Genomic DNA, 20,235 nt, shown 5'->3' with positions numbered 1-20,235 from the left:
GCCCAGGACGCGGTCATCGGCATCTGGCCGCCTCCGTCCAGACTGAAACAGCGGGAAAGACGGGGGGCCGCGGCGCTGGGGCCGGGGGGGGCGCGGGGGCGCCCGCCCCCCCCCCCTCGTCCGTGCCTATCAGAACTCGTTGCCCCACACGTACCGGGCGATCGTCTCCACCAGCTCGATCTTCCGGCGCTGTTCCTCGGTGGTCAGCAGCGGCCGGTTCGCCACATCGGCGAAGCCCCGGGACGGCGCTACGGCCCCGTCCTCCAGGTCCTTGAACTCGCCGACCGCGTCGAGCCGCGCCATCACCGTGTCGATGTCCTCCAGCGCGGGCACGGTCGCGTCGACGACACCCAGGCAGAAGTCACGGTCCTCGGGCAGGGCCTTGACCAGGGCGAGTTCGGCCGGGGTGCCCTGGTCGAAGGGCAGGATCCAGCGGTCGGCGCCGATCCCGCCGAAGAGCTGCTCGGCACGGGACAAGTCGATCGCGGCGGGGGCGACGGGGCCGGGAGCCACCGCGATGCGTACGCCATCAGGGCGTTCTTCCAGGCGTACCGCCAAGGCGTCCACGGCGAGGGCGTCCTCGAAGGAGAGCGTGCCGGGGGCGGCCGGTTCGGTTGCCAACTGCCCCAGGAGAAGGGGGTTGTTGAGCTGAATCAGGCGCACACCCTTGGCGACCAGCGTCTCTATCTCCGTGAGGACGATCTCCGCGAGGGCCTCCCCCAACTCCCGTGCGGAGGACGGGCCCAGGCCGGGCTGGAAGGTGGTGGCGGCGAGGTACGCGGGCGAGGGCAGCGAGGCCTTCGGGGCGATCACCGTCAGTTCGGTGAGCCGTGCCGCCCAGTCAGCGAGCAGGGGGCCGTTGGCCTTCGGGAGGGACTCCGCGACCCAGCGGACCAGGCCGTCGGCGTCGGTCTCGTCCGTACGCCGGAAACCTGATACTCCGTCAAACACCGCGCTGCGGAAGTCTTCTCGGGGGAAGTCGCCGTCGGTGACGACGGTGGAGCGCAGCTTGCGCTGGAGGACGACGGCCTCCTTGACCGCCTGGAGTTGCGCCTCCTTCAGCGCCTCGGGGTCGCCGGCCGCGCGGGCCGCGGTCAGTCCGGCCGGGCGGACCAGGCTGCCGTGATGGTCGATGCGGTAGTTGAACGTATCCGCCATGGGCTATGCGTCCTTTCCGGACGAGGGCGAGGACGGGGCGGGCTTGCCCGCGACTCCCCAGGCGTCGAACTCCAGTTCGTAGCCGAGCGAGGCGAGGACCTCCTCGGCGATCTGCTGGTCCTCGTCCGCGGTGCCGCCCGCGATGCCGAGGCCGCCGATGATCTCGCCGTCCTTCTTGATGGTGAGGCTGCCTTCGGTGGCCATGATCGGCATGGCGGCGCCCGGGAGTTGGGAGAGCTGGGAGAAGAAGACCGGCTGGCTCTCCTGCCACTTCTTCAGCATCTTGCCGGGCCTCTGCACAATGGCCGCCGTGTACGCCTTGGCGCGGGCGATGTCCGGGGTGAGCGGGCGGGCGCCGTCCGGACGGCGGATGGCGATGGGGAAACCGCCCGCGTCCACGACGGCGACGCTCACCGCCTTCCCGATGGCCTGGGCGCGTTTGTGGGCGGCGTCGATGATCTCCTCGGCGGCGTCCAGGGTGAGGCTGCTCATGCTGCTTCCTTCGGTGCGGTGAGGGTGCGGCGCAGGTGGGCGACGGCGGCGTTGTACTCGGCGGGTGTCTCCCAGTACATGGAGTGCGGGGCGTCCGGGACGATCTCCAGGTGCGAGCCGGGCAGCAGTTCATGGGCGCGGGTCACGGTCTTCACGCTGAGCACCGCGTCCTTCTCGCCGGCGAGGAAGGCGACTTTGACGCCCGAGGCCTGGATGTCGTCCAGGGACGGGCCGTTGGTGTCGAGGTTGCGCAGGTCCTGCATCCTGGCCACGTTGAACGTGCCCATCTGCTGGAACAGGAAGGTGAGGTCGGCCCGCTCCTCCTGGAACCGCTTCGTCAACAGGCGGTCGATGACCGGGAGTTTGACGGCCTCGGCGCGGTCGGCGGCGGCCAGTTCCTTGAGTTCGGGGTGGCTGATGCCACCCAGCGAGTGACCGAGCACGACGGAGCCGACCCGCTCGGGCCGCAGCAGTCCGGCGCGCAGGGCGGCGACGGAGCCGATGGACTGACCGACCAACATGGCGTCGGTCAGGTCCTCTTGGTCCAGTACGGCGACGACGTCACCGGGGAAGTCCTGGCCGTCGAACTCGGGCCTGGACGAGTTCGGAGGGGTGGGTGCGTCGGACCTGCCGAAGCCGCGCAGGTCCACGGTGACGACCGTGAACTCCTCGCGCAGCGCGGCCACTTGCTGCCACCAGGCGGCGTGGTGGCCGCCGCTGCCGTGCACGAACAGGATCGCCGGGCCGCTGCCGTGGCGCTCGTAGTAGATGGAGGTGCCGTCGGAGTCGGCGATGGGCATGGGCGTGACCTCCTGTACGCGCGGGGTCAGTTGGGGCGGCGGCCGTGGAAGACGAGTTCGATCATGGTGTGGTCGGGGTCGTGGATGTAGCAGAACTTCGACTGGTTCTCGGGCCGTTCGATGGGCCGGGTGTGCCGGATGCCCAGGTCCTTGAGGTGGGCGAGGAAGTCGTCCCAGTCGTCGACCTCGACGGCGAAGTGATAGGGCGCCATGCGCTCCATCTCCTCGACCGGGGTGAAGTGAAGGTCGAAGTTGCCCCGGGTCATCAGCACCACACGGGTGTTGGACCTGGGCATGATCCGCTTCATCCCGAAGACCTTCGTGTACCACTCGGCGGTCCGGTCGGGGTCCGTGGTGGGGAAGTTGACGTGATGGATGTAGCGGGGTGCGCTGCTCATGACGGATTCCCTTCGCTGTGTACGGGGTTGGACAGGACGCCGATACCGCTGATCTCGATGTCCACGGTGTCCCCGGGTTCGAGTTGGCAGGTGGACTCGGCGCCCATCCACAGCACGTCCCCCGGGTGCATGGTGATGTGCTTGGTGAGCTCGACGATGTGGTCGAACGGGTCGAAGACCATGTCGCCGGTGGCGAACGAGGCGCGAACCTCCCCGTTCACACGGAGAGTTGTGGTCTGGGCGAGCGCGTCGACGTCGGTCTCCATCCAGGGCCCCATCGGCTTGAACGTGTCGCTGTTCTTGCTGCGCCAGAACGAGCGGTCCTGGTGCTGCCAGGTGCGGGCGCTGACGTCGTTGCCGATCGTCCAGCCGAACACCGACTTGCGGGCCTCGTCGTACGTGGCGTGCCGGAGCGTGCGGCCGATGACGGCGACGAGTTCGGGCTCGGCCTCGAAGCGGCCCTCGACCCCGGCCGGCTTGACGATGGGTGAACGGTGGCCGGTGAGGGCGTTGTTGGCGCGGTAGCCGACCTCGGGTCGGTCCGGGGTCCCGGCGCCGGCGTGCGCGATGTGGCGCGGGTAGTTCATGCCGACCGCGTAGAACACGGGCGGAACGACGACCGGCAGCCACTGGGCGTCGGCGACCGGCACCGTGCCGATGACGGACGGATCGCCTTCCAGCGGGGACTCGGACAGCAGCTCGATGTCCTCCTCCCCCACGCGGCCCCAGACCGCCCGGCCGCCGACCGCAACTCGGGTGTACCTCATGGCGGTTCAGCCCGCCAGCAGGTGGGAGACACGCTTGGTGATCAGATAGGCGTCGAGGGCCTCGGGGCCGCCCTCTCTGCCGTGGCCGCTCGCCTTGACGCCGCCGGAGGGGGCCTCGGCGACGGAGCCGCCGCAGTGGTTGATGGAGAGGATGCCGGCCTCCAGCGCGTCCGAGAGCTTCTCGGCGGTGGCGGCGGACTCGGTGAACCCGTAGGCGGCCAGGCCGTACGGCAGGGCGTTGGCGAGGGTCAGTGTCTCGTCCAGGTCGGTGAACGGGACGATCGGCGCGAGCGGGCCGAAGGGCTCCTCGTGCATCAACTTCGCGTCCGCCGGTACGTCGGTGAGGACGGTGGGGGCGTAGAAGTAGCCGTCGCGGGCGAGGCGTTGACCGCCGGTGAGCACCTGGGCGCCGCGTTCGACGGCATCCGCGACCAGGTTCTCCATGGCCTGCAGTCGGCGTTCGTTGGCGAGCGGGCCCATGGTGGTGTCGGCGTCCAGGCCGTCTCCTACGGTGACTTCCTGGGCGGCCTTCACGAACTCGGCGGTGAACGCGTCGACGATGCTCTCGTGGACGTAGAAGCGGCTCGGTGAGGTGCACACCTGGCCGGCGTTGAAGAACTTCGTCTGTGCCGCCTTGCGGGCGGACTTCACCGGGTCGGCGTCGGCGCAGACGATGACCGGGGCGTGGCCGCCGAGTTCCATCAGCGTGGGCTTCATGACCTCGCCCGCCTGGGCCGCGAGGAGCTTGCCGACGGGGACCGAGCCGGTGAAGGCGACCAGGCGGATCTGCGGCGAGGGGATCAAGTGGGCGGAGACTTCGGCCGGTTCACCGAAGACGAGGTTGAGCACACCGGCCGGGAGTCCGGCGTCGGCGTAGCAGGCCACGAGCGCGGCTGCCGTACCCGGAGTCTCCTCGGACGCCTTGATGACGATCGAGCAGCCTGCGGACAGAGCGGAGGAGAGCTTGCGGTTGGGGCCGCCGACGGGGAAGTTCCACGGCACGAACGCGGCGACGGGGCCGACGGGTTCGCGGCGGACGGTGAGGACGGTGCCGGGTGCGGACGGGATGATCCGGCCGTAGGCGCGGCGGGCGTCCTCGATGTGCCAGCGCAGGGTGTCGGCGGTGCGCAGGGCCTCGGTGGTGCCCTCGCGGAGCGGCTTGCCCTGTTCCTGGGCCATGATCCGGCCGATCTCGGGGGCGCGTTCGGTGATGAGGTCGGCGGCGGCGTGCAGGATCGCGGAGCGCTTGGCTATCGGCGTGTTGCGCCAGGTGCGGAAGCCCTCGGTGGCCGCGTCGAGGGCGCGGTCGAGGTCGGCGGTGGTGGCGAGGGGTACGTCGCCGATCACCTTCTCGGTGGCCGGGTTCACGATCGGGGCGGTCCGTCCGGTGCCGCCCTGGCACCACTCGCCCGCGATGTACATGCGGACGGCGGGGTAGCCGTGGTCGGAGGTCATGAGTGGGTGCCCTCTCAGGCTGGGGAGGAGAGTCAGTTGGCGGGGGCGTCCTGCGGGTCCCGGTTGGAGCGCAGCTGCCAGATGTGGTGGGGCGGGGTGGTCTCGTGGACGCGGGTCTCGTACGTGTCGTCGACCCGGTCCATGTCCGCCGCGTACTCGACGCGGCCCCCGCAGGGGGCGTGGACGAACCGGAAGACGTTCGAACCGACCGTGTGGCGGCCGAGTCTGCGGGCCTCCCGCCAGCCGCGCTCGATCATGTAGTTGCCGCCCTCGATGACGTCGTCGAAGCCGGGGACTTCATAGGCGATGTGGTTGACGCCGGCGCGGTCGGGGCGGTGGCACAGCAGCATGGTGTGCTGGTCGTCGTCGCCCGGTGCCTGCATGAAGACGCCCATCGGTTCGACGATGTCGGTGGGCCGGAAGCCGAGCCGCTCGGTGTAGAACGCGACGGCCTCCTCGCGTCCCTCCTTGACGATGTTCAGCGCGACATGGCACATGCGCAGCGGGAAGGCCCGGGTGAGCGGTTCCAGTGCGGTGTTCCAGCGGTCGACGTTGCCCGTCGCGTTGGCGGGGCGCGGGGTGACGTCCGTGTTCTTCGGGCGGGCCAGGGTGAGGCCGACGCCGAAGCCGCTCTCGTCCACGGTGTGGAAGACCCCGTCGGCGCTCTCGTGGACCTTGCGGTCACGGCCGGCGGCGGCGACCAGCCGGGCCAGTTCCTCAAGGGTGTCGACGCCCCAGACGACCTCGCGGATCGTCGGCCCGGCCTCCACCGGCGGCGGCAGCAGCGGGCCGGGCACGGTGTCCAGGTGGAGGGTCTGCCCGGCGAGGGTCTCGAACACCGCGTGCTCCTCGGTGCGCTCCAGCAGGAACAGCCCGAAGTCGCCGAAGAAACGGGCACATTCGTCTACGTCGTCGATGCCGTAGGTGACCGATTCGATTCTCTGGATTCCCATGATGCCTCGTTTCGCGGGTCGCCCGGCGAGCCTAGATTTCAGGGCGTGAAGGCCTCAATGGTCCGAGCTCGACTCAATTCGCAATCGTTTCTTGCAGTTACGCGCGGATGGCCGGAATGGGGTTCTGCGAGAACCATTCGGCGAGGAAGTCCAGGAAGACGCTGACCTTGCGCGGGGTGGCCTGGCCGGGGCCGTAGATCGCGAAGAGCGGGCGGTCGGGTACGGCGAGTTCGGGCAGCAGGACCTTGAGGGCGCCGGAGAGGAGGTCGTCGTAGGCGGGGCGCTGTGGGAGCAGGGCGATGCCGCGGCCGTGGACGGCGGCCTTCTGGAGCGCGAGGTAGGAGTTGGAGGAGAACGCCACGTTGCGGATCTTGTGCAGGGTGCTCGTGTGTCCGTGGCCGATGCGCCAGACCGGGTCGTTGACGTGGACGAGGCACTCGTGGTGGGCGAGTCCGTTGGGCTCGGTGAGCGGGCCGCCGCGCTCCAGGTACTTCTCGGAGGCGCAGAGCACGAAGGGCAGGGAGGCGATCTTCTTCAGCCGGACGCTGGAGTCGCGGAGGTCCCGGGTGTGGAAGGCGACGTCGAAGCCGCTGTCCAGGAAGTCGTACGTACGGTCCGACATGCCGCCCAGTTCGAAACGGACATGGATCTTGGGGTGGGCGGCGGAGAACGCGGCGATCGCGTCGCCGAGGTCCAGGCTGCCTATCCACTTGGGGCAGATGATGCTCAGGGTGCCCTCGGCGCGGTCGTGGAGGTGGGAGATGACGGCGTCCTCGGCCTCGATCTCGTCGAGGATGCGGGCCGCGAACTCGGCGTACCGGAGCCCTGGTTCGGTGAGGCTCACCGAGCGGGCGGTGCGGTTGACGAGGCGGACGCCCACTTGTCGCTCCAGCTCGGCGACGTGGCGCGAGACGAGGGAGCCCGACGAGCCGAGTTTCTTGGCGGCGCCGCTGAAGCTGCCGGTCCGGGCGACGGTGACGAAGCTGTGCATGAGGAGCAGTCGGTCCATGATTCCTCCGGAGGCCCACGTGTGCCAGGGGTGGGCCCCGGCGGCGGTGCCGGTCGTGCGTAGGGGTCCGGCTGGATCCGGAATGTCCTTGCAGCGGCTCTGTCAGGACATTCCGGCGACGTACCGGACGGGCGGCTCGGGACAGCGCGGGGACAGGCATCGCTGCCCGCGCGGCTGTGCTACTCGGGGCAGTACCGGGGTGCCTTGCTCAGGTTGTCCTTGGTGACCAACAAAAGAGGAATGTTGGCAATCTTGTCAACCTTCTTCTTGGCCAGGAGCCCGACGGCGTTCTTGATCGCGGTCTGTCCGATCGACATGGCCGAGTTCGCGACGGTGGCGGAGAGCCGCCCGTCCTTGACGGCGGCCAGGCCCTCGTCGGTGCCGTTGGCGGCCACGATCTTCACGTCCTTCTTGGTCGACTTGCCGGTCCCGTTCATGCCCATCAGCGCGTGGACCTCGCCCGGGTGGAGGTCGAGGTCCACGCCCTTCAGCGCGGCTGCTCCGCCGAAGCTCTTGGTGACGCCCCGGACGCGAAGTACCGCGTCTCCCCCGGGGTTGTCACGGGCGTGGCTCGGTGCCGTCAGTGCCGTCCGGGGCGATCCGGCCGTAGCCGCGGATGTCGGGGAACGGGGGTTCCCTGTCGACCTGGAGGTCCACCTGGAAGGTGTTGAGGCACATGCCGAGCATGGTGAAGTTGCCGAGCGCGCCGATGGTGTCGACGAGGCCCTTGGAGCCGAAGTGCCCCAGTGCGGCGGCGAAGGTGTCGTCGGTGACGAAGTGCTCGTCGAGGATCTCGCGGCAGAACTGGTAGAAGGCCTGGTCCGCCTCGTTGTCGAAGACGGCCTCGCGCTTCTCCGCGATCGCCTTGACGGCGGCCTCCGGGATACCGGCCTCGATCGCCTGGTGCACATGGGCGTTCCAGGAGTACTGCGCGTCCCAGTTGCGGGCGGCCATCAGCAGGGTGAGTTCGCTGAGGTGCTTGGGGAGGCTGCTGTCGAAGCGGGCGAACGCGCCGAGGGATTCGGCCCGTTCGCACATCTCCGGGCTGTGCAGCCAGACCCGGAAGGGGCCGCGGACCGCGCCGCGCCGGCCGGCGATGCGGGCGGCCAGTTCCTGCTGGCGCTGGTCCATTTCCTCTTCGGTGAGAACGGGGAGCCTCATGGGCCGATACCTGCCTTTTCTTTCCGGCGCGTTACGTGCACGGTGCGTGAATCCGTGCGATGCGTGCCGACCGTACAGCCGGGTCCGGAAAGCTCACCCCTCTGGAAATGCAAGGTAAAGCTGCACGCCAGAGGGCACCCATTCCTCCGCACGAGGCCTAACGTCGTTCGACGCAGACGTGTGTAAGTGGAAAGGAACTCCGGATGACCACGATCATCAAGGTCGCGTCCGTGCCCGTGCTCGACCGGGGCGGTGCCGTCGCCTCGACCCCCCTCATCACGACGCCGTCGGCGGGCGGGGAGAACCTGATCACCAGTGGCATGAGCGTGTATCCGGTCGGCTCCGGGGCGCCGTTGCACTCGCACAACTGCGACGAGCACGTGACGATCCTGGAGGGCGAGGCGGAGGTGTGGGTCGACGGCGAGGTGACGAAGCTGGAGCAGTACGACACGACGTACGTCCCCTCACCGATCCCGCACTTGTTCCGGAACGTGGGCGACACCCCGCTGCGCATCCTGTGGGTGTACTCGTCCGGGTACGTCACCCGGACGTTCACTGAGACGGGCAGGACGGTGGAACACCTGTCGGCGGAGGACCAGATGGGCAAGGACGACTAGCCGAGCCGACTGGCCGCGAGCACGACCTCCGCGACGCGGGCGGGCTGGTCGACCAGGACGAGATGTCCCGCGTCGGGCACCGTGACCATACGGACCTGCGGGCAGGCCTCCAGCTCGCGGCGCTCGGCGTCCGTCAGACCGATCTCGTCGTGGTCGCCACGCACCACCCAGGCCGGGACACCGGACGCGCACAACCGGGCGACCAGGGCCCGGTGCCGGTCCAGATACGCGTAGTAGCGGCGCACGATCCGGCGGCAGTTCGCCGGGTCGTTGCCGCCCATGACGTCTGCCAACTTCTGCGCCCGCTCGGGCGGCAGGCGCTTCAGCATGTCGTTCTTGACGGCCCTGGGCAGCAGCTTCAGCATGCCGGTCCAAGCCGCGTTCCCGAGTACGGGGACCCTGCCCAGCATGTCCATCACGGCCAGGAACGTCGCCTCGTCGCCGCGCGAGAAGGTCGGCGACAGCAGTACGAGGGGCCCGGTGAAGAGGCCGGCCGCGGCCATTTCGATGGCCACGTTGGCACCGAGGCTGTGGCCCACGACGACGTCGCTGCGGACTTGTGCCGCGTACCCCGCCATCAACCGGGCGTAGTTGTCCATCGAGACGTCCGCGGGTGCCCTCGTCGGTCCGAAGCCCGGCTGCGTGACTGCGGTCAACTCCAGTCCGGCCAGGGCCGGTTCGGCCATCACCTCGGCGTAGAACTCGGCCGTGCACAGGCCGCCGGGGATCATCAGTACCCTGCGCGCCGCATCCGCCGGTCCCACCCGCCGTACATCCCAGCTCTCGGTCATGCCGTAGAGCGTGACGCCGTCCCCCACGACGGTCCGCGACCCTGCTCCGTACGTGGCGTGTCGTCCCCTGTGCCGGTGGACGCACCGACGCCGGCCCCCGCATCCCCTGCGGTGGCCGGCGTCCGGTCCTGCCTCTGTGCACCCTGCCCGGGTCAGTGGGTACCGACCAGCTCCTGCGGGGTGCTGCTCTGGGCAGCCTGCTTCGAGCTGCGCAGGGCCGCGATGCCGATGAACACCATGGACGACAGACCGGCGACGGCGAAGGACGTGAAGCCCCAGTCGCCGTTGCCGGAGGCGAGCAGTTGGCCGCCGAGCCAGGGGCCGAAGACGGCGCCGAAGCGGCCCATGCCGGAGGTCCAGCCGACCGCGGTGGCGCGGTTGTCGGGGGTGGAGCGGATGGAGACCGTCGCGTAGATCATCGTCTGGGCGCTGTTGAGGAAGACGCCGGTGAGGAAGACGACCAGCATCGTGACGGCCTGGTTCATGTGGACACCGAGCAGGAAGACGCCCACGGCGGTCAGCGCGAACCAGATCGACGAGATGCGCGGGGCGCCGAAGCGGTCGGCGGCGCGGCCGGCGACGAGCATGCCCACGATGCCGCCGAGGTTGAAGACGACGACGAAGGTGAGGGCGTCGGCGAGCGCGTAGCCCTCGGAGCGCATCAGGGTGGGCAGCCAGGTGGCGACGCCGTAGACGAGGAGCAGGCCGCCGAAGGAGGCGAACCAGTACAGCAGGGTCTGGATCCACTGGTCGCCGGTGAAGAGGTTGCGCAGGGCGTCCCAGCGGTCGGCCGCGGTCTTCTTGCCGGTGGCCGCGGGGAGTTCGACCTCGAAGCGCTCGGCGAGGGCGGTGGCCTCGTCGGTGCGCCCCTTGGCGACCAGGAAGCTCAGCGACTCGGGCAGGAACTTCAGCAGCACCGGGACGAAGAGCAGCGGGAGGACGCAGACCCAGAAGGCGGCGCGCCAGCCGACCGGGTCCACCAGCCACTTGGCCACGTAGGCGGAGAGGATGCCGCCGGCGTGGTGGGCGGTCATCAGCATGCCGATGGTGAGGGCGGTCCGGCCGCGCGGGGCGTAGTCGGAGACCATGCTGATCGCGGTCGGCAGCAGACCGCCGAGGCCGACGCCGGCGAGGGTGCGGCCGAGGCCGAAGACCTCGACGCTGCCCGAGATCGCGCAGATGCCGGAGGCCAGCGAGAAGAGCGTCACGCAGGCGATCATCAGCTGCTTGCGGCCGATCCGGTCCGCGACCGTGCCCGCGGTCAGGGCGCCCACCAGCATGCCGAAGGTGGCGTAGCTGCCGAGGTCGCCGGCCTGGTCGGGGGTGAGACCGAAGGTCTTCGACTCCAGCAGGTGCGGGAGCACCGAGCCGTAGATGAACATGTCGAGGCCGTCGAAGAGGACGGCCAGCCAGCACAGACCGATGACCAGGAGGGCCAGCCGGCTCATACGGGCGGACAGAGCGGGGGACGGGGAGGGGGAGGAAGACATCGTTGGTTACCTCTCGTGCTTGGTGCGCCAGACGCTAAGGAGTCACCCGCCAGATAGTCAACGTTTTTGTCAACAATCTCATCGACAATCGCATGGGGGTGACTCCGGTGGATCTTGCGCGCGGCTCAGCCGACCGGCGGAGTCCCGTGCGTGTGGAAGGACTCGATGGTCTTCAGGCCCCAGGCCTGCCCCTTCTTCCGCTCCTCCTCGGTCCAGGTGATCAGCGGCCAGTCGGGCGCCAGGACGAGTCGGGTGAGCGGGTTGCACAACTCGACGCGGTTGCCGCCGGGTTCGTAGACGTAGAGGAAGAACGTCTGCTGGATGGCGTGCTTATGAGGGCCCGTCTCGATGAACACGCCTGTGTCGATGGCGAGATCGGCCGCGCGCAGAATGTCCTCACGGGTGTCGGTAGCGAAGGCGATGTGGTGCAGCCGCCCGTTCGAACCGGTCCAGTCCTCCGTGTAGACCACGTCGTACGACTTGTTGGTGTACGTCAGCCAACGCGCCGCGATCCGCCCGCTGTTGAGCCGGATCTGCTCCGTCGGCCTCGCCCCCAGCACGTGTTGCTGGAACTCGGCGCTGGAAAGCACGTCCGCGGCAAGGAAGTTGATGTGGTCCAGCCGCCGAACTCCGACACCCCGGTTGGGCTTGGCCTGCGCCTGGTTCTTCAGCGCCGGTTTCAGCTCGTCGGGGGCCTGGTAGTGCTCGCTCTCCCAGTAGAGGGCGTGCTCATGGCCGTCCGGGTCGGTGGTGACGTAGAGCTTGCCGAGTCCTGGCTCGTCCTCGACCCACCTGCCGGTGCCGCCCGCCTCCTCGATCGCCTTGATACGGCGCTGGAGGGCCTCCTCGCTGGAGGTGCGCAGGGCCAGGCGGCCGAGGCCGGGCTGTTCACGGGCGGTGAGGACCAGGCTGTGGTGCTCGTAGTCGTCGTAGGTCCGGAGGTAGACGGTGTCGCCGTCCCCGCCGTTGACGGTGAGGCCCAGGTAGTCGGTGAAGAAGGCGACACTGGCGTCCAGGTCCGGGGTGAAGAGCTGGACGTGGCCGATATGGGCGATGTCACCGAGCGGCGGAGCCATCGTTGCCTCCAAGGGGTCGTACGGGTGCGGGTGTGGGGGCCGTTTCGACGGACCGGGGGAAGACGGTGCCGTCGAAGATCTTGCGGGCGGTGCGCACCACGGCGGTTCTGCGGACCACGGGAGCGGCCTCGCCGGATGCGGGGGTCACGCTAGTTTCGATGTCTAGGAATCCGCTGGGATGTTCGATGCGAATTCGGTCACTTTGTACGGGGACGTCCGCGATCCCCTCTCCCACCGCTCCGGGCAGGAGCAGTCCCGCTGCCACGCTCGCGGCGCCCAGGACGCCGATCGACGTGTGGCAGCGCACGGGGATGAAGGTGCGGGTCGTCACCGCTCCGCCGCCCCGGGGCGGTGCCAGCAGGCTGAGCTTGGGCACGGTGGTGTTCTCGACGTCCCCGAGGCCCATCAGCTTGCCCGCCTCCAGGCGGATCTCCCGGAGGCGGTCGGCGAGAGTCAGATTCTCTTCGAGGTCCTTGGGGCTCTCGTAGCCGGTGACGTCCAGCGCGGCGGCCGGGATCAGGACGACCGGCATGCCGTTGTCGACGCACGTCACCTCGGTGCCGGCGATCACGTCCCGGATGCGTCCGGTCGGCAGCAACGGGCTTGCGCCCTGCGGGAATTCGATCACCACGGGGGCCGCGGTGCCGGGCACGCCGGAGATCTCGGCGGTGCCGGTGTAGTCAACCCGGCCGCCGGGAGTGGGGAAGGTGGCAATGGCCAGTTCCCCGGTGTTGAGCATGCGGATGCGGACGGACGTCTCGCCGTCACCGGGGGCCACGAGCCCCCGCTCGACGGCGAACGGCCCTATTCCGGCGAGGATGTTGCCGCAGTTCTGCCGGTCGGTGACCTCGGGGCGGTCGACGGCGACCTGGAGGAACAGGTAGTCGACGTCGGCCTCGGGGTCGGCCGAGACGGAGACCACGCCGACCTTGCTGGTGAGCGGGTGGGCGCCGCCCAGGCCGTCGATCTGGCGCGGATCGGGGCTGCCCATGACACGCAGCAGCAGGTCGTCGCGCAGGGCGGGGTCGGCGGGGAGGTCCTCGGCCAGGAAGTAGGCGCCCTTGGAGGTGCCGCCGCGCATCAGCATGCAGCGCACCTCCGCGGGCCCGGTCACGACCCTGCTCCGGTGTACTCCTCGTACGACCGGTACTCGACGCCGAGTTGCTTGAGGGTGTCGCGCAACCCGTAGCGGTCCAGGCCGAGTTGGCCTTCGAGGAAGGCGGCGCGGGTGGCTGCTTCCTTCGCTTCGCGGGCTTCGGACCTCTCGGCGGTCTCGCGGGCCTTCTCGCGCGGTACGACCACGACGCCGTCGTCGTCGGCGACGATCACGTCACCGGGACGGACGACCTGGCCGTCGATGGCGATGGGCACGTTGACCGAGCCGCCGGTGGCCTTGACGGTGCCCTGGGAGGAGACGGCACGGGACCAGGCGGCGAAACCCATGTCACGCAGTTCCTGGGTGTCGCGGATGCCGGTGTTGAGAACGACACCACGCACCCCACGCTGCTGGAGCGCGGTGGCGAAGAGCTCGCCGAACAGGCCGTCCGTGCAAGGGGAAGTGGTGGTGACGACGAGGATGTCGCCCTCGCCGCACTGCTCCACGGCCGCGTGGATCATGAGGTTGTCGCCTGGCCAGCTGAGCACGGTGACAGCGGTGCCGGCGACCCGAACTCCCTGCTGGACAGGGCGGATCGAGGGACCGAGCAGACCGGTGCGGCCCATCGCCTCGCTGACGGTGGCCACACCGAAGGTGGCCAGCGCCTCGACGTCCTGCGCGTCCGCCTTCGGCGGGTTGGTGACGATCACACCGCCCATGGCTATGCCAGCTCCTTCGCGATCTGCGGGTACGGGCGCATGTACGCCTCGGCCATCGTCTTGTGGGCCAGGCCCAGGTTCGGCCCGGCGTTGCGCTGGAGCTGGACGCCCCGGCGGACGGCGAGGTCGGTGTAGTAGTCCCACAGGTGCTGCTGGGCGCCGAGGCACTCCATCGCCTTGCGCTTGGTGTCCCAGACCTCGGTGATGTCGAGGAGGACCTCGGGCCTGAAGCCGCTCATCTCGGGCTGGTGCGGCTCGAAGTAGAAGACCGGCGGGGCGCCGATGATCTCGCCCTCGCCGGGGTAGCCGATGGCCTGCGCCAGGACGCGGGCCTCCAGTGCCATCCGGTTGGCGGCCGGGTGGTCGCCGTTGTACGGGTCCTCGGTGGGGTGGGTGAGGACGACGTCCGGCTGTGTCTCGCGGTAGACGGCGACGAGCCGGTCGGTCAACTCGGCGGTGGCGACCAGGGGGTAGTCGCCGGCGTCGTAGAAACGGACCTCGGCGCCGAGGGTGGCCGCGGCGCGCTCGGCCTCGTCCCTCCGTATCGCCTTGATCTCGTCCAGCTGCTTGCCCTCGCGCCACGCCTTGGCGGACTCGCCGCGCTCGCCGAAGGTCAGACAGGCGATGGTGACCTTCTCGCCACGGGCGGCGGCCAGGGCGATGGCTCCGCCCGCCCGCCACACGAAGTCCCCGGCGTGCGCCGTGACGACGAGTGTCGATCGTGGGGGTGCGGGCGCGTTGCCGTGCGTCATTGCGTCAATCTCCTTGGTGGACAGGTGTGCGCCCGCCCCAGGCGTGCCCAGCCGCCGCGCCTCAGTCGCGCAACGCCTCGATCACACTGGTGAGATGGGCGCGGACGGCCGCCTCGGCCGCCTGCGGGTCCCTGGTCGTGATCGCCTCGATCATGGCCAGATGCTCGCTCAGGGACTGCTGCGGACGCCCCGGTCGCAGCGCCAACTGGAAGCGGTGACGCACCAGTTGGGCGTTGAGCCGTTCCAGCAGGGTCACGGCGGTCTGCTGGCCGGAGAACTCCCGGACCTTGTCGTGGAGTTCGTGGTTGAGCTCGGAGTACGTCACCGGCTCGCCGTCGGCCACGGCCTTGGTCATGGCCCGGCCCAGGTCCGCCAGTTCGGTCAGCTGCTCGTCGCTTGCCGCGACGGCCGCCTTGGCCGCGCAGAGTCCCTCCAGGACCATGCGGCACTCCGTGATGGCAACCGCTTCCTCCACGGTCACCACCCGCACCCGGGAGCCCCGGTTGCGGATCCGCTCGACCAGTCCTTCGGCCGCCAGATCGATCAACGCCGCGCGGATGCTGGCCCGCGTCACATCGAGTTGCTCGGCGAGCTCGTTCTCCACCAGCCGCTGTGCCGGTGCCATGTCGCCGTGCAGGATCGCCTGCCGCAGCTGCGTGAGCGCATGCTGCTTGGCCTGCTCCCCGGTGCTCGGACGGGCTTCTTTCGGCATCGTTGCCCTCCCTGAGTGAGTGCCTGTCGAACCTAAATCTAGCCAAACAAGATTGTCAACAATTTTGTCCGCCGTATTGCAGGCATGCTTCCGCCCATAGTTACCCCAGACATGCCGCCGCCCGCCCGTGGACCGGCCACGGACGGGCGGTGAACCGTCTCCGCTACGGCTCTCGGTAGAGCGCGGTGAGCAGTTCCAGTACGGCCTGGGTGGCGGGGTGCGGGTCCTTTTTCCACCAGGCGAGCCTTACGGCGATGGGCTCGCCGTCGCGCACCGGACGGTAGACGACTCCGGGCCGCGGGTACTGGTTGGCGGTGGATTCGGCGGTCATGCCGACGCTGCGCCCGGTGGCGATCACGGTGAGCCAGTCGTCCACGTCGTGGGTGTCTTCGGTAACCGGGCGGGAGTCGGGCGGCCACAGGTCGGCGGTGGTGGTGCCGGTACGGCGGTCGACGAGGAGGGTGCGCCCGGCGAGGTCGGCCAGCCGGACCGAGCGGCGGCGCGCGAGGGGGTCGTCGGAGGCCATGGCGCACAGCCGTCGCTCCAGCCCGACGATGGCCGACTCGAACCGCCGGTCGTCGAGGGGGCGGCGGACCACGGCCAGGTCGCAGGCGCCCTCCCCGAGTCCTGAGGTGGCCGAGTTGACGCGGACCAGGTGCAGATCGGTCTCCGGGTGCGACCGGGTCCAGCGGCGCTGGAAGGGGAGTGTGTGCCGGCCGAGCGCCGACCAGGCATAGCCGATGCGGAGATGGGCGTGACCCGAGGTGGCCTCCAGGACCAGGTCGTCGACCTCGGTGAGGACCCGCCGGGCGTGCGCGACCACCCGCAGCCCGGTGCCCGTCGGGGTCACCGACCGGGAGGTGCGCCTCAACAGCCTTACGCCCAGGGCCTGTTCGAGGGAGGCGAGGGTGCGGGAGACGGCGGCCTGGGACACACCGAGTGCGATGGCCGCGTCCGTGAAGGTGCCTTCGTCGACGATCGCGACGAGACACCGCAACTGCCTCAGCTCCAGATCCATGACTCCAGCGTATAGATCGCCGCGTCATTGCATTTTGCGCAAGTACGGGTGAGGCGCACGATCGGAGCATGCCTGGAGCCTCTGCAGGGACAACTCCCTTGCCCAGCACGTCACATGGCACCCCGCGGCCGTCTTCCCGGGTGGGCCTTGCCGGGGTGGCCACCATGGCCGGCAGCGGGCTGTCCAACCAGATCGGTGCCGCGCTCGGCTCCCTCGCCTTCCCCGTCATCGGGCCGGTGGGGGTCGTCGCGGTGCGCCAGTACGTCGCCGCGGCCGTGCTGTTCGCCGTGGGCAGACCCAGGCTGCGGGAGTTCACCTGGCGCCAGTGGTGGCCGGTCCTGCTGCTGGCGGTGGTGTTCGGGACGATGAACCTGTCCCTCTACACCGCGATCGACCGGGTCGGCCTCGGTCTGGCGGTGACGCTGGAGTTCCTGGGTCCGCTGTCCATAGCGCTGGCCGCGACCCGGCGGCGCGTGGACGTCCGTTACGCGCTGATCGCGGCGGCGGGCGTGGTGACGTTGATGCGGCCCCGCCCCTCGGCCGACTACCTGGGTATGGGCCTCGGGCTGCTCGCCGCCGCGTGCTGGGCGTCGTACATCCTGCTCAACCGGACGGTCGGCAGCCGTGTCCCCGGGGCTCAGGGTTCGGCGGCCGCGGCCGGGGTCTCCGCGCTGATGTTCCTGCCGGTCGGGATCGTCGTCGCGGTCCGGCATCCGCCGACGCCCGTGGCGGCCGGATGTGCGGTGGCGGCCGGGGTGCTCTCGTCGGCGGTGCCGTATCTGGCTGATCTCTTCACGCTGCGCCGGGTGCCGGCTCCGGCCTTCGGGCTGTTCATGAGCGTCAACCCGGTACTCGCCGCCGTGGTCGGCTGGATCGGCCTCGGTCAGCGGCTGGGCTGGGCGGAGTGGGCGGGCATCGGTGCCATCGTGGCGGCGAACGCGCTGAGCATTCTCACGCCACGAAACTGAACGGCCGAGGCCCAACCTTCCTCCGTCAGTGCCGCCTGTGCCGACGCATCCACGCGGGCCTGCCCGCCGTAGACGAGCAGATCGGTGCCGGTGATGAACTGGGCCTGCGGGCCAGTAGGAAAGGAAAAAGGACGACGCCACGTCACCGCGACACCGCCCGGCACCCCACTTCGCGAGGTGTCCGTATTTGCTCCGCGAATCCCGCGCAACTGCCCGACGGGGCGCGCTCACCTCTCGCCGGCCGCCCGCCCGAGCCAGTACCCGAACCCCCGCCGCGTATGGATCAGCGCCGCCCCCTCCTGGTCCACCTTGCGCCTCAGGCGGGAGATCAGCTGCTCCATCGCGTTGTCGCCGCGGAAGTCGCCCCAGACGTACCGGCTGATCTGCTCCTTGGACAGCACCTTGTGCGCGTTGACGAGGAGGTGGCGCAGCAGCCGGTACTCCGCTGGTGTGAGATCGAGTGTGCGCCGGCCGCGGCGTGCCTGGCAGGTGGTGTCGTCCAGGACCAGGTCGGCATAGTGCAAGGCACCGTCCCGGCCGCCGCCCCCGGTACGCAGTAACACCTGGATACGGGCTAGCACTTCGGCGATCCGGAACGGCTTGGTGACGTAGTCCCGCTCCCCCGAGCCCAGTTCGGGTAGCAGTTTGTCCAGGGCGTCCCAGGCGGTGAGCAGCAGGACGGGCGGGCGGTGCGTGACGAGTCGGCCGCCCTGTTCGAGGGCGTCCATCTCCGGCAACTCCGCGTCGATGACGACCAGTTCGAACCGCTGCTCCGCAAGCCGCGACACCACCTCGCTGCCGCTTCCGGCCGTCCCGATCCGGTAGCCGGCCAACTCCAGTGTCGTGGAGAGGAGTTCGGCGTTGTCCGGCTCGTCCACGGCGACGAGCAGGTGTTGCCCGCCGCCGCGGGCGAGTGATCGTGTCTCACTGATGCTGCCGTACGTGGACATGCGCTCAGCCTACCGTCCTGCTTGCCTGACTCAAGCAATATCCATTCGATTGCTTGACTCAAGTAAGTCGCATATGCTTGCCTAACTCAAGGAAGGCCCGGCCATGCGGACGGGTCACGGAAAGCAGGAGCACAGCTGAGCCCTTGCTCACCAGAGCCGGGGCCGTCTTGAGCGGAAGGCGGCCCCCGCGCCGAACCCGTGGGGACGGGGGTCGGCGTTGTCCCGGACCCGGTCGTCGGCCACTCCCCCAGATCGGCGCCGGGTCCGTGGACACATTGCCTCGCGTGGGGGCGTCAGACCGGTTTCCGGCGGGTGCGGAACAGGCTGATGCCCGCCCCGAGCGAAACAGCGCCCATGCCGACGCCGGTCAGTACGGCCTGCGGACCGTGGGCGACGAAGGGCGCGGCGATGGCGACGGCCAGGTTGAACAGGAACAGGAACCACAGCACGGGTCTCGACGCGAGCAGCGGCTTCATGAATGGTTTCCTCCGGATCGAGCAGACTTGGACCTTGGTTGACGTGGTGCTTCAACGATTCCGTCGTCCGCCCGACGACACGAGGGAGTGTTCTCCCGAACCCTCGGTGGAACGGTCTCCCGGGCCCGTGGTGGAGTGGGCTGCACCCCTGCCGCGCGGCCCGCGTGCCCGGGCCGTTGCGCCTAACCTGATCTCCATGCGCGCAACCCTGCGGCAGGCGGGCCGGGCGACACTCCATCTGGTCGTCTCCGCCGCGATGGCCTTCGGGTCCTACATCTTCATCACCGTGCTCCTGATCACCGCGATCCTCACGGTCTCGGTGGTCGGCGCGTTCATGCTGCCCGAGACCGTGCTGCTGATACGGCGGATCGCCGGGGCCAAGCGGCAGCAGGCGGGCGCCTGGACGGGGCGGAAGATCCCCGAGGCGTACCAGCCGCTGAACGGCACCGTCCGGGAGCGGCTGCGCACGGCGGTCCGTGATCCGAGCACGCTGACCGACTTCCGCTGGATGGTCGCCTACTACGCCTACGGCGCGCTGCCCGTGCTGATGCTGCCGTTGTGGCCGCTGGGTCTGGTCGTCGACGGGGTGTGGTGCGGGCTGCTGCGCCGCGAGGCCGTCGTCCTGCCGTTGATCAGCCGGCTGGCGGACCTGGACGCCGAGTGGTCGACCGCCCTGCTGAAGCCCTCCCCGAAGGCCCAACTGGCCGTACGCGTCGAGGAGTTGGTGCAGACCCGGGCGGGCGCGATCGCCGCGCACGGGGCCGAACTGCGCCGGATCGAGCGGGACCTGCACGACGGGACGCAGGCCCGGCTGGTGTCGCTGTCGATGCGGATCGGGCTCGCCAAGCGGGCCTACGACCAGGACCCGGCGGCGGCCCGCCGGATGCTCGACGAGGCGCAGACGCTGGCCGAGGAGGCGCTGACGGATCTGCGGCACGTCGTCCGCGCGATCCATCCACCGATCCTCACCGACCGGGGCCTGGTCGGCGCGGTGCGCGCGCTGGCCGCGAGCAGCGTGCTCGCCGTCACCGTGACCGTGGACGGGCTGACCGACGGACACGACGGGCCGCGCGCTCCGGCTGCGGTGGAGGCGGCGGCGTACTTCGTGATCGCCGAGTCGCTGACCAACGCGGCCAAGTACAGCGGCGCCGACCGCGCCGAGGTCCGTCTCGCCCGCGCCCGCACCGGACTGCGCGTCCAGGTGCGCGACGAGGGCCGGGGCGGTGCCGACGAAGCGGGGGGATCGGGGCTGCTGGGCATGCAGCGACGGGTCGCCGCGCTCGACGGCAGTGTGACTGTGACCAGCCCCGTGGGGGGACCTACCGTGATCGAAGTGGAGCTGCCGTGCGTCTGGTGAGCGTAGTTGAGGCGGGACTG

The 20,235-nt window shown here is 69.7% G+C and carries 23 protein-coding genes; 3 read left to right on the top strand and 20 right to left on the bottom strand.

Annotation, left to right across the window (positions count from 1 at the left end; translation table 11 throughout):
* Positions 1-129: 129 nt before the first annotated feature.
* From ACFXC1_RS07385 to ACFXC1_RS07340, 10 genes are all read right to left on the bottom strand, one after another.
* Entirely contained in the window at positions 130-1,158 is a 1,029-nt protein-coding gene (locus ACFXC1_RS07385; protein ID WP_381240055.1) for a methionine synthase II (cobalamin-independent)-like protein, read from the bottom strand.
* A 3-nt stretch (positions 1,159-1,161) separates the two neighbouring features.
* On the bottom strand, positions 1,162-1,650 hold the full coding sequence (locus tag ACFXC1_RS07380; protein WP_381240052.1) for a GlcG/HbpS family heme-binding protein: 489 nt from the start codon (positions 1,648-1,650) through the stop codon (positions 1,162-1,164).
* Positions 1,647-2,450, bottom strand: coding sequence for an alpha/beta fold hydrolase (locus tag ACFXC1_RS07375; RefSeq protein WP_381240049.1), 804 nt, complete (start codon positions 2,448-2,450; stop codon positions 1,647-1,649). The genes ACFXC1_RS07380 and ACFXC1_RS07375 overlap by 4 nt, the downstream gene beginning before the upstream one ends.
* Before the next feature lie 26 nt (positions 2,451-2,476).
* Positions 2,477-2,848, bottom strand: a complete 372-nt coding sequence (locus ACFXC1_RS07370; protein ID WP_381240046.1) for a VOC family protein — start codon at positions 2,846-2,848, stop codon at positions 2,477-2,479.
* Entirely contained in the window at positions 2,845-3,615 is a 771-nt protein-coding gene (locus ACFXC1_RS07365; RefSeq protein WP_381240043.1) for a fumarylacetoacetate hydrolase family protein, read from the bottom strand. The genes ACFXC1_RS07370 and ACFXC1_RS07365 overlap by 4 nt, the downstream gene beginning before the upstream one ends.
* Positions 3,616-3,621: 6 nt before the next feature.
* Entirely contained in the window at positions 3,622-5,070 is a 1,449-nt protein-coding gene (locus tag ACFXC1_RS07360; protein ID WP_381240040.1) for an NAD-dependent succinate-semialdehyde dehydrogenase, read from the bottom strand.
* Between the two features lie 32 nt (positions 5,071-5,102).
* On the bottom strand, positions 5,103-6,023 hold the full coding sequence (locus ACFXC1_RS07355) for a VOC family protein (RefSeq protein WP_381240037.1): 921 nt from the start codon (positions 6,021-6,023) through the stop codon (positions 5,103-5,105).
* 97 nt (positions 6,024-6,120) lie between these two features.
* Positions 6,121-7,032 carry a LysR family transcriptional regulator gene (locus ACFXC1_RS07350; protein ID WP_381240034.1) on the bottom strand — a complete coding sequence of 304 codons (912 nt, stop codon included), beginning with the start codon at positions 7,030-7,032 and terminating at the stop codon, positions 6,121-6,123.
* Between the two features lie 179 nt (positions 7,033-7,211).
* The gene (locus ACFXC1_RS07345; protein WP_381240031.1) at positions 7,212-7,514 is read right to left on the bottom strand and encodes a sugar ABC transporter substrate-binding protein; all 303 of its coding nucleotides are present in this window, start codon (positions 7,512-7,514) and stop codon (positions 7,212-7,214) included.
* A gap of 76 nt (positions 7,515-7,590) precedes the next feature.
* Positions 7,591-8,163, bottom strand: coding sequence for a carboxymuconolactone decarboxylase family protein (locus ACFXC1_RS07340; RefSeq protein ID WP_381241121.1), 573 nt, complete (start codon positions 8,161-8,163; stop codon positions 7,591-7,593).
* 233 nt (positions 8,164-8,396) lie between these two features.
* On the opposite strand from ACFXC1_RS07340, the gene ACFXC1_RS07335 reads away from it, so the two are divergent.
* Positions 8,397-8,810 carry a cupin domain-containing protein gene (locus ACFXC1_RS07335; protein ID WP_381240028.1) on the top strand — a complete coding sequence of 138 codons (414 nt, stop codon included), beginning with the start codon at positions 8,397-8,399 and terminating at the stop codon, positions 8,808-8,810.
* Here the strand turns inward: ACFXC1_RS07335 and ACFXC1_RS07330 are convergent.
* From ACFXC1_RS07330 to ACFXC1_RS07295, 8 genes are all read right to left on the bottom strand, one after another.
* Positions 8,807-9,601: an alpha/beta fold hydrolase gene (locus ACFXC1_RS07330; RefSeq protein WP_381240025.1), complete on the bottom strand. Its 795-nt coding sequence runs from the start codon at positions 9,599-9,601 to the stop codon at positions 8,807-8,809. The two genes, ACFXC1_RS07335 and ACFXC1_RS07330, sit on opposite strands and share 4 nt — an antisense overlap.
* Positions 9,602-9,753: 152 nt before the next feature.
* Complete coding sequence (locus ACFXC1_RS07325) at positions 9,754-11,091, bottom strand: MFS transporter (RefSeq protein ID WP_381240022.1); 1,338 nt, start codon at positions 11,089-11,091, stop codon at positions 9,754-9,756.
* A 125-nt stretch (positions 11,092-11,216) separates the two neighbouring features.
* Positions 11,217-12,167, bottom strand: coding sequence for a catechol 2,3-dioxygenase (locus tag ACFXC1_RS07320; protein WP_381240019.1), 951 nt, complete (start codon positions 12,165-12,167; stop codon positions 11,217-11,219).
* Complete coding sequence (locus tag ACFXC1_RS07315; RefSeq protein WP_381240016.1) at positions 12,148-13,281, bottom strand: 4-oxalomesaconate tautomerase; 1,134 nt, start codon at positions 13,279-13,281, stop codon at positions 12,148-12,150. The genes ACFXC1_RS07320 and ACFXC1_RS07315 overlap by 20 nt, the downstream gene beginning before the upstream one ends.
* The gene (locus ACFXC1_RS07310; RefSeq protein WP_381240015.1) at positions 13,278-13,982 is read right to left on the bottom strand and encodes a 4-carboxy-4-hydroxy-2-oxoadipate aldolase/oxaloacetate decarboxylase; all 705 of its coding nucleotides are present in this window, start codon (positions 13,980-13,982) and stop codon (positions 13,278-13,280) included. Before ACFXC1_RS07310 ends, ACFXC1_RS07315 begins: the two co-directional genes overlap by 4 nt.
* Before the next feature lie 2 nt (positions 13,983-13,984).
* Positions 13,985-14,734: a PIG-L deacetylase family protein gene (locus tag ACFXC1_RS07305; RefSeq protein ID WP_381240012.1), complete on the bottom strand. Its 750-nt coding sequence runs from the start codon at positions 14,732-14,734 to the stop codon at positions 13,985-13,987.
* A gap of 61 nt (positions 14,735-14,795) precedes the next feature.
* Positions 14,796-15,446 (bottom strand): GntR family transcriptional regulator, encoded by a 651-nt coding sequence (locus ACFXC1_RS07300; protein WP_381240010.1) that lies wholly within the window; start codon positions 15,444-15,446, stop codon positions 14,796-14,798.
* Between the two features lie 163 nt (positions 15,447-15,609).
* A complete protein-coding gene (locus ACFXC1_RS07295) occupies positions 15,610-16,464 on the bottom strand; it encodes a LysR family transcriptional regulator (protein WP_381240007.1) in 855 nt (284 codons plus the stop codon).
* Between the two features lie 164 nt (positions 16,465-16,628).
* Here ACFXC1_RS07295 and ACFXC1_RS07290 point away from each other — a divergent pair, with 164 nt between their 5' ends.
* Complete coding sequence (locus tag ACFXC1_RS07290) at positions 16,629-17,432, top strand: EamA family transporter (protein ID WP_381240004.1); 804 nt, start codon at positions 16,629-16,631, stop codon at positions 17,430-17,432.
* A gap of 227 nt (positions 17,433-17,659) precedes the next feature.
* On the opposite strand, the gene ACFXC1_RS07285 is transcribed toward ACFXC1_RS07290, so the two are convergent.
* Both ACFXC1_RS07285 and ACFXC1_RS07280 read right to left on the bottom strand, forming a co-directional pair.
* Positions 17,660-18,382, bottom strand: a complete 723-nt coding sequence (locus tag ACFXC1_RS07285; protein ID WP_381240002.1) for a response regulator transcription factor — start codon at positions 18,380-18,382, stop codon at positions 17,660-17,662.
* A gap of 293 nt (positions 18,383-18,675) precedes the next feature.
* Positions 18,676-18,858, bottom strand: coding sequence for a hypothetical protein (locus ACFXC1_RS07280; RefSeq protein WP_381239999.1), 183 nt, complete (start codon positions 18,856-18,858; stop codon positions 18,676-18,678).
* A 196-nt stretch (positions 18,859-19,054) separates the two neighbouring features.
* Here ACFXC1_RS07280 and ACFXC1_RS07275 point away from each other — a divergent pair, with 196 nt between their 5' ends.
* Positions 19,055-20,215 (top strand): sensor histidine kinase, encoded by a 1,161-nt coding sequence (locus tag ACFXC1_RS07275; RefSeq protein ID WP_381239996.1) that lies wholly within the window; start codon positions 19,055-19,057, stop codon positions 20,213-20,215.
* The last annotated feature ends 20 nt before the right edge of the window (positions 20,216-20,235 follow it).

This window comes from Streptomyces hokutonensis, from assembly GCF_042751305.1.
GTDB lineage: Bacteria > Actinomycetota > Actinomycetes > Streptomycetales > Streptomycetaceae > Streptomyces > Streptomyces hokutonensis_A.
This window is presented reverse-complemented; position numbering and strand designations above follow the sequence as displayed.

Excerpts from the sequence above, each read along its gene's own strand:
- ACFXC1_RS07330 (WP_381240025.1), bottom strand. The coding sequence starts at position 9,601 with ATGACCGAGAGCTGGGATGTACGGCGGGTGGGACCGGCGGATGCGGCG.
- ACFXC1_RS07340 (WP_381241121.1), bottom strand. The coding sequence starts at position 8,163 with ATGGACCAGCGCCAGCAGGAACTGGCCGCCCGCATCGCCGGCCGGCGC.
- ACFXC1_RS07320 (WP_381240019.1), bottom strand. The coding sequence starts at position 12,167 with ATGGCTCCGCCGCTCGGTGACATCGCCCATATCGGCCACGTCCAGCTC.
- ACFXC1_RS07365 (WP_381240043.1), bottom strand. The coding sequence starts at position 3,615 with ATGAGGTACACCCGAGTTGCGGTCGGCGGCCGGGCGGTCTGGGGCCGC.
- ACFXC1_RS07380 (WP_381240052.1), bottom strand. The coding sequence starts at position 1,650 with ATGAGCAGCCTCACCCTGGACGCCGCCGAGGAGATCATCGACGCCGCC.
- ACFXC1_RS07275 (WP_381239996.1), top strand. The coding sequence starts at position 19,055 with ATGCGCGCAACCCTGCGGCAGGCGGGCCGGGCGACACTCCATCTGGTC.
- ACFXC1_RS07305 (WP_381240012.1), bottom strand. The coding sequence starts at position 14,734 with ATGACGCACGGCAACGCGCCCGCACCCCCACGATCGACACTCGTCGTC.
- ACFXC1_RS07310 (WP_381240015.1), bottom strand. The coding sequence starts at position 13,982 with ATGGGCGGTGTGATCGTCACCAACCCGCCGAAGGCGGACGCGCAGGAC.
- ACFXC1_RS07300 (WP_381240010.1), bottom strand. The coding sequence starts at position 15,446 with ATGCCGAAAGAAGCCCGTCCGAGCACCGGGGAGCAGGCCAAGCAGCAT.
- ACFXC1_RS07355 (WP_381240037.1), bottom strand. The coding sequence starts at position 6,023 with ATGGGAATCCAGAGAATCGAATCGGTCACCTACGGCATCGACGACGTA.
- ACFXC1_RS07280 (WP_381239999.1), bottom strand. The coding sequence starts at position 18,858 with ATGAAGCCGCTGCTCGCGTCGAGACCCGTGCTGTGGTTCCTGTTCCTG.
- ACFXC1_RS07285 (WP_381240002.1), bottom strand. The coding sequence starts at position 18,382 with ATGTCCACGTACGGCAGCATCAGTGAGACACGATCACTCGCCCGCGGC.
- ACFXC1_RS07360 (WP_381240040.1), bottom strand. The coding sequence starts at position 5,070 with ATGACCTCCGACCACGGCTACCCCGCCGTCCGCATGTACATCGCGGGC.
- ACFXC1_RS07375 (WP_381240049.1), bottom strand. The coding sequence starts at position 2,450 with ATGCCCATCGCCGACTCCGACGGCACCTCCATCTACTACGAGCGCCAC.
- ACFXC1_RS07325 (WP_381240022.1), bottom strand. The coding sequence starts at position 11,091 with ATGTCTTCCTCCCCCTCCCCGTCCCCCGCTCTGTCCGCCCGTATGAGC.
- ACFXC1_RS07370 (WP_381240046.1), bottom strand. The coding sequence starts at position 2,848 with ATGAGCAGCGCACCCCGCTACATCCATCACGTCAACTTCCCCACCACG.
- ACFXC1_RS07350 (WP_381240034.1), bottom strand. The coding sequence starts at position 7,032 with ATGGACCGACTGCTCCTCATGCACAGCTTCGTCACCGTCGCCCGGACC.
- ACFXC1_RS07335 (WP_381240028.1), top strand. The coding sequence starts at position 8,397 with ATGACCACGATCATCAAGGTCGCGTCCGTGCCCGTGCTCGACCGGGGC.
- ACFXC1_RS07295 (WP_381240007.1), bottom strand. The coding sequence starts at position 16,464 with ATGGATCTGGAGCTGAGGCAGTTGCGGTGTCTCGTCGCGATCGTCGAC.
- ACFXC1_RS07385 (WP_381240055.1), bottom strand. The coding sequence starts at position 1,158 with ATGGCGGATACGTTCAACTACCGCATCGACCATCACGGCAGCCTGGTC.
- ACFXC1_RS07290 (WP_381240004.1), top strand. The coding sequence starts at position 16,629 with ATGGCCGGCAGCGGGCTGTCCAACCAGATCGGTGCCGCGCTCGGCTCC.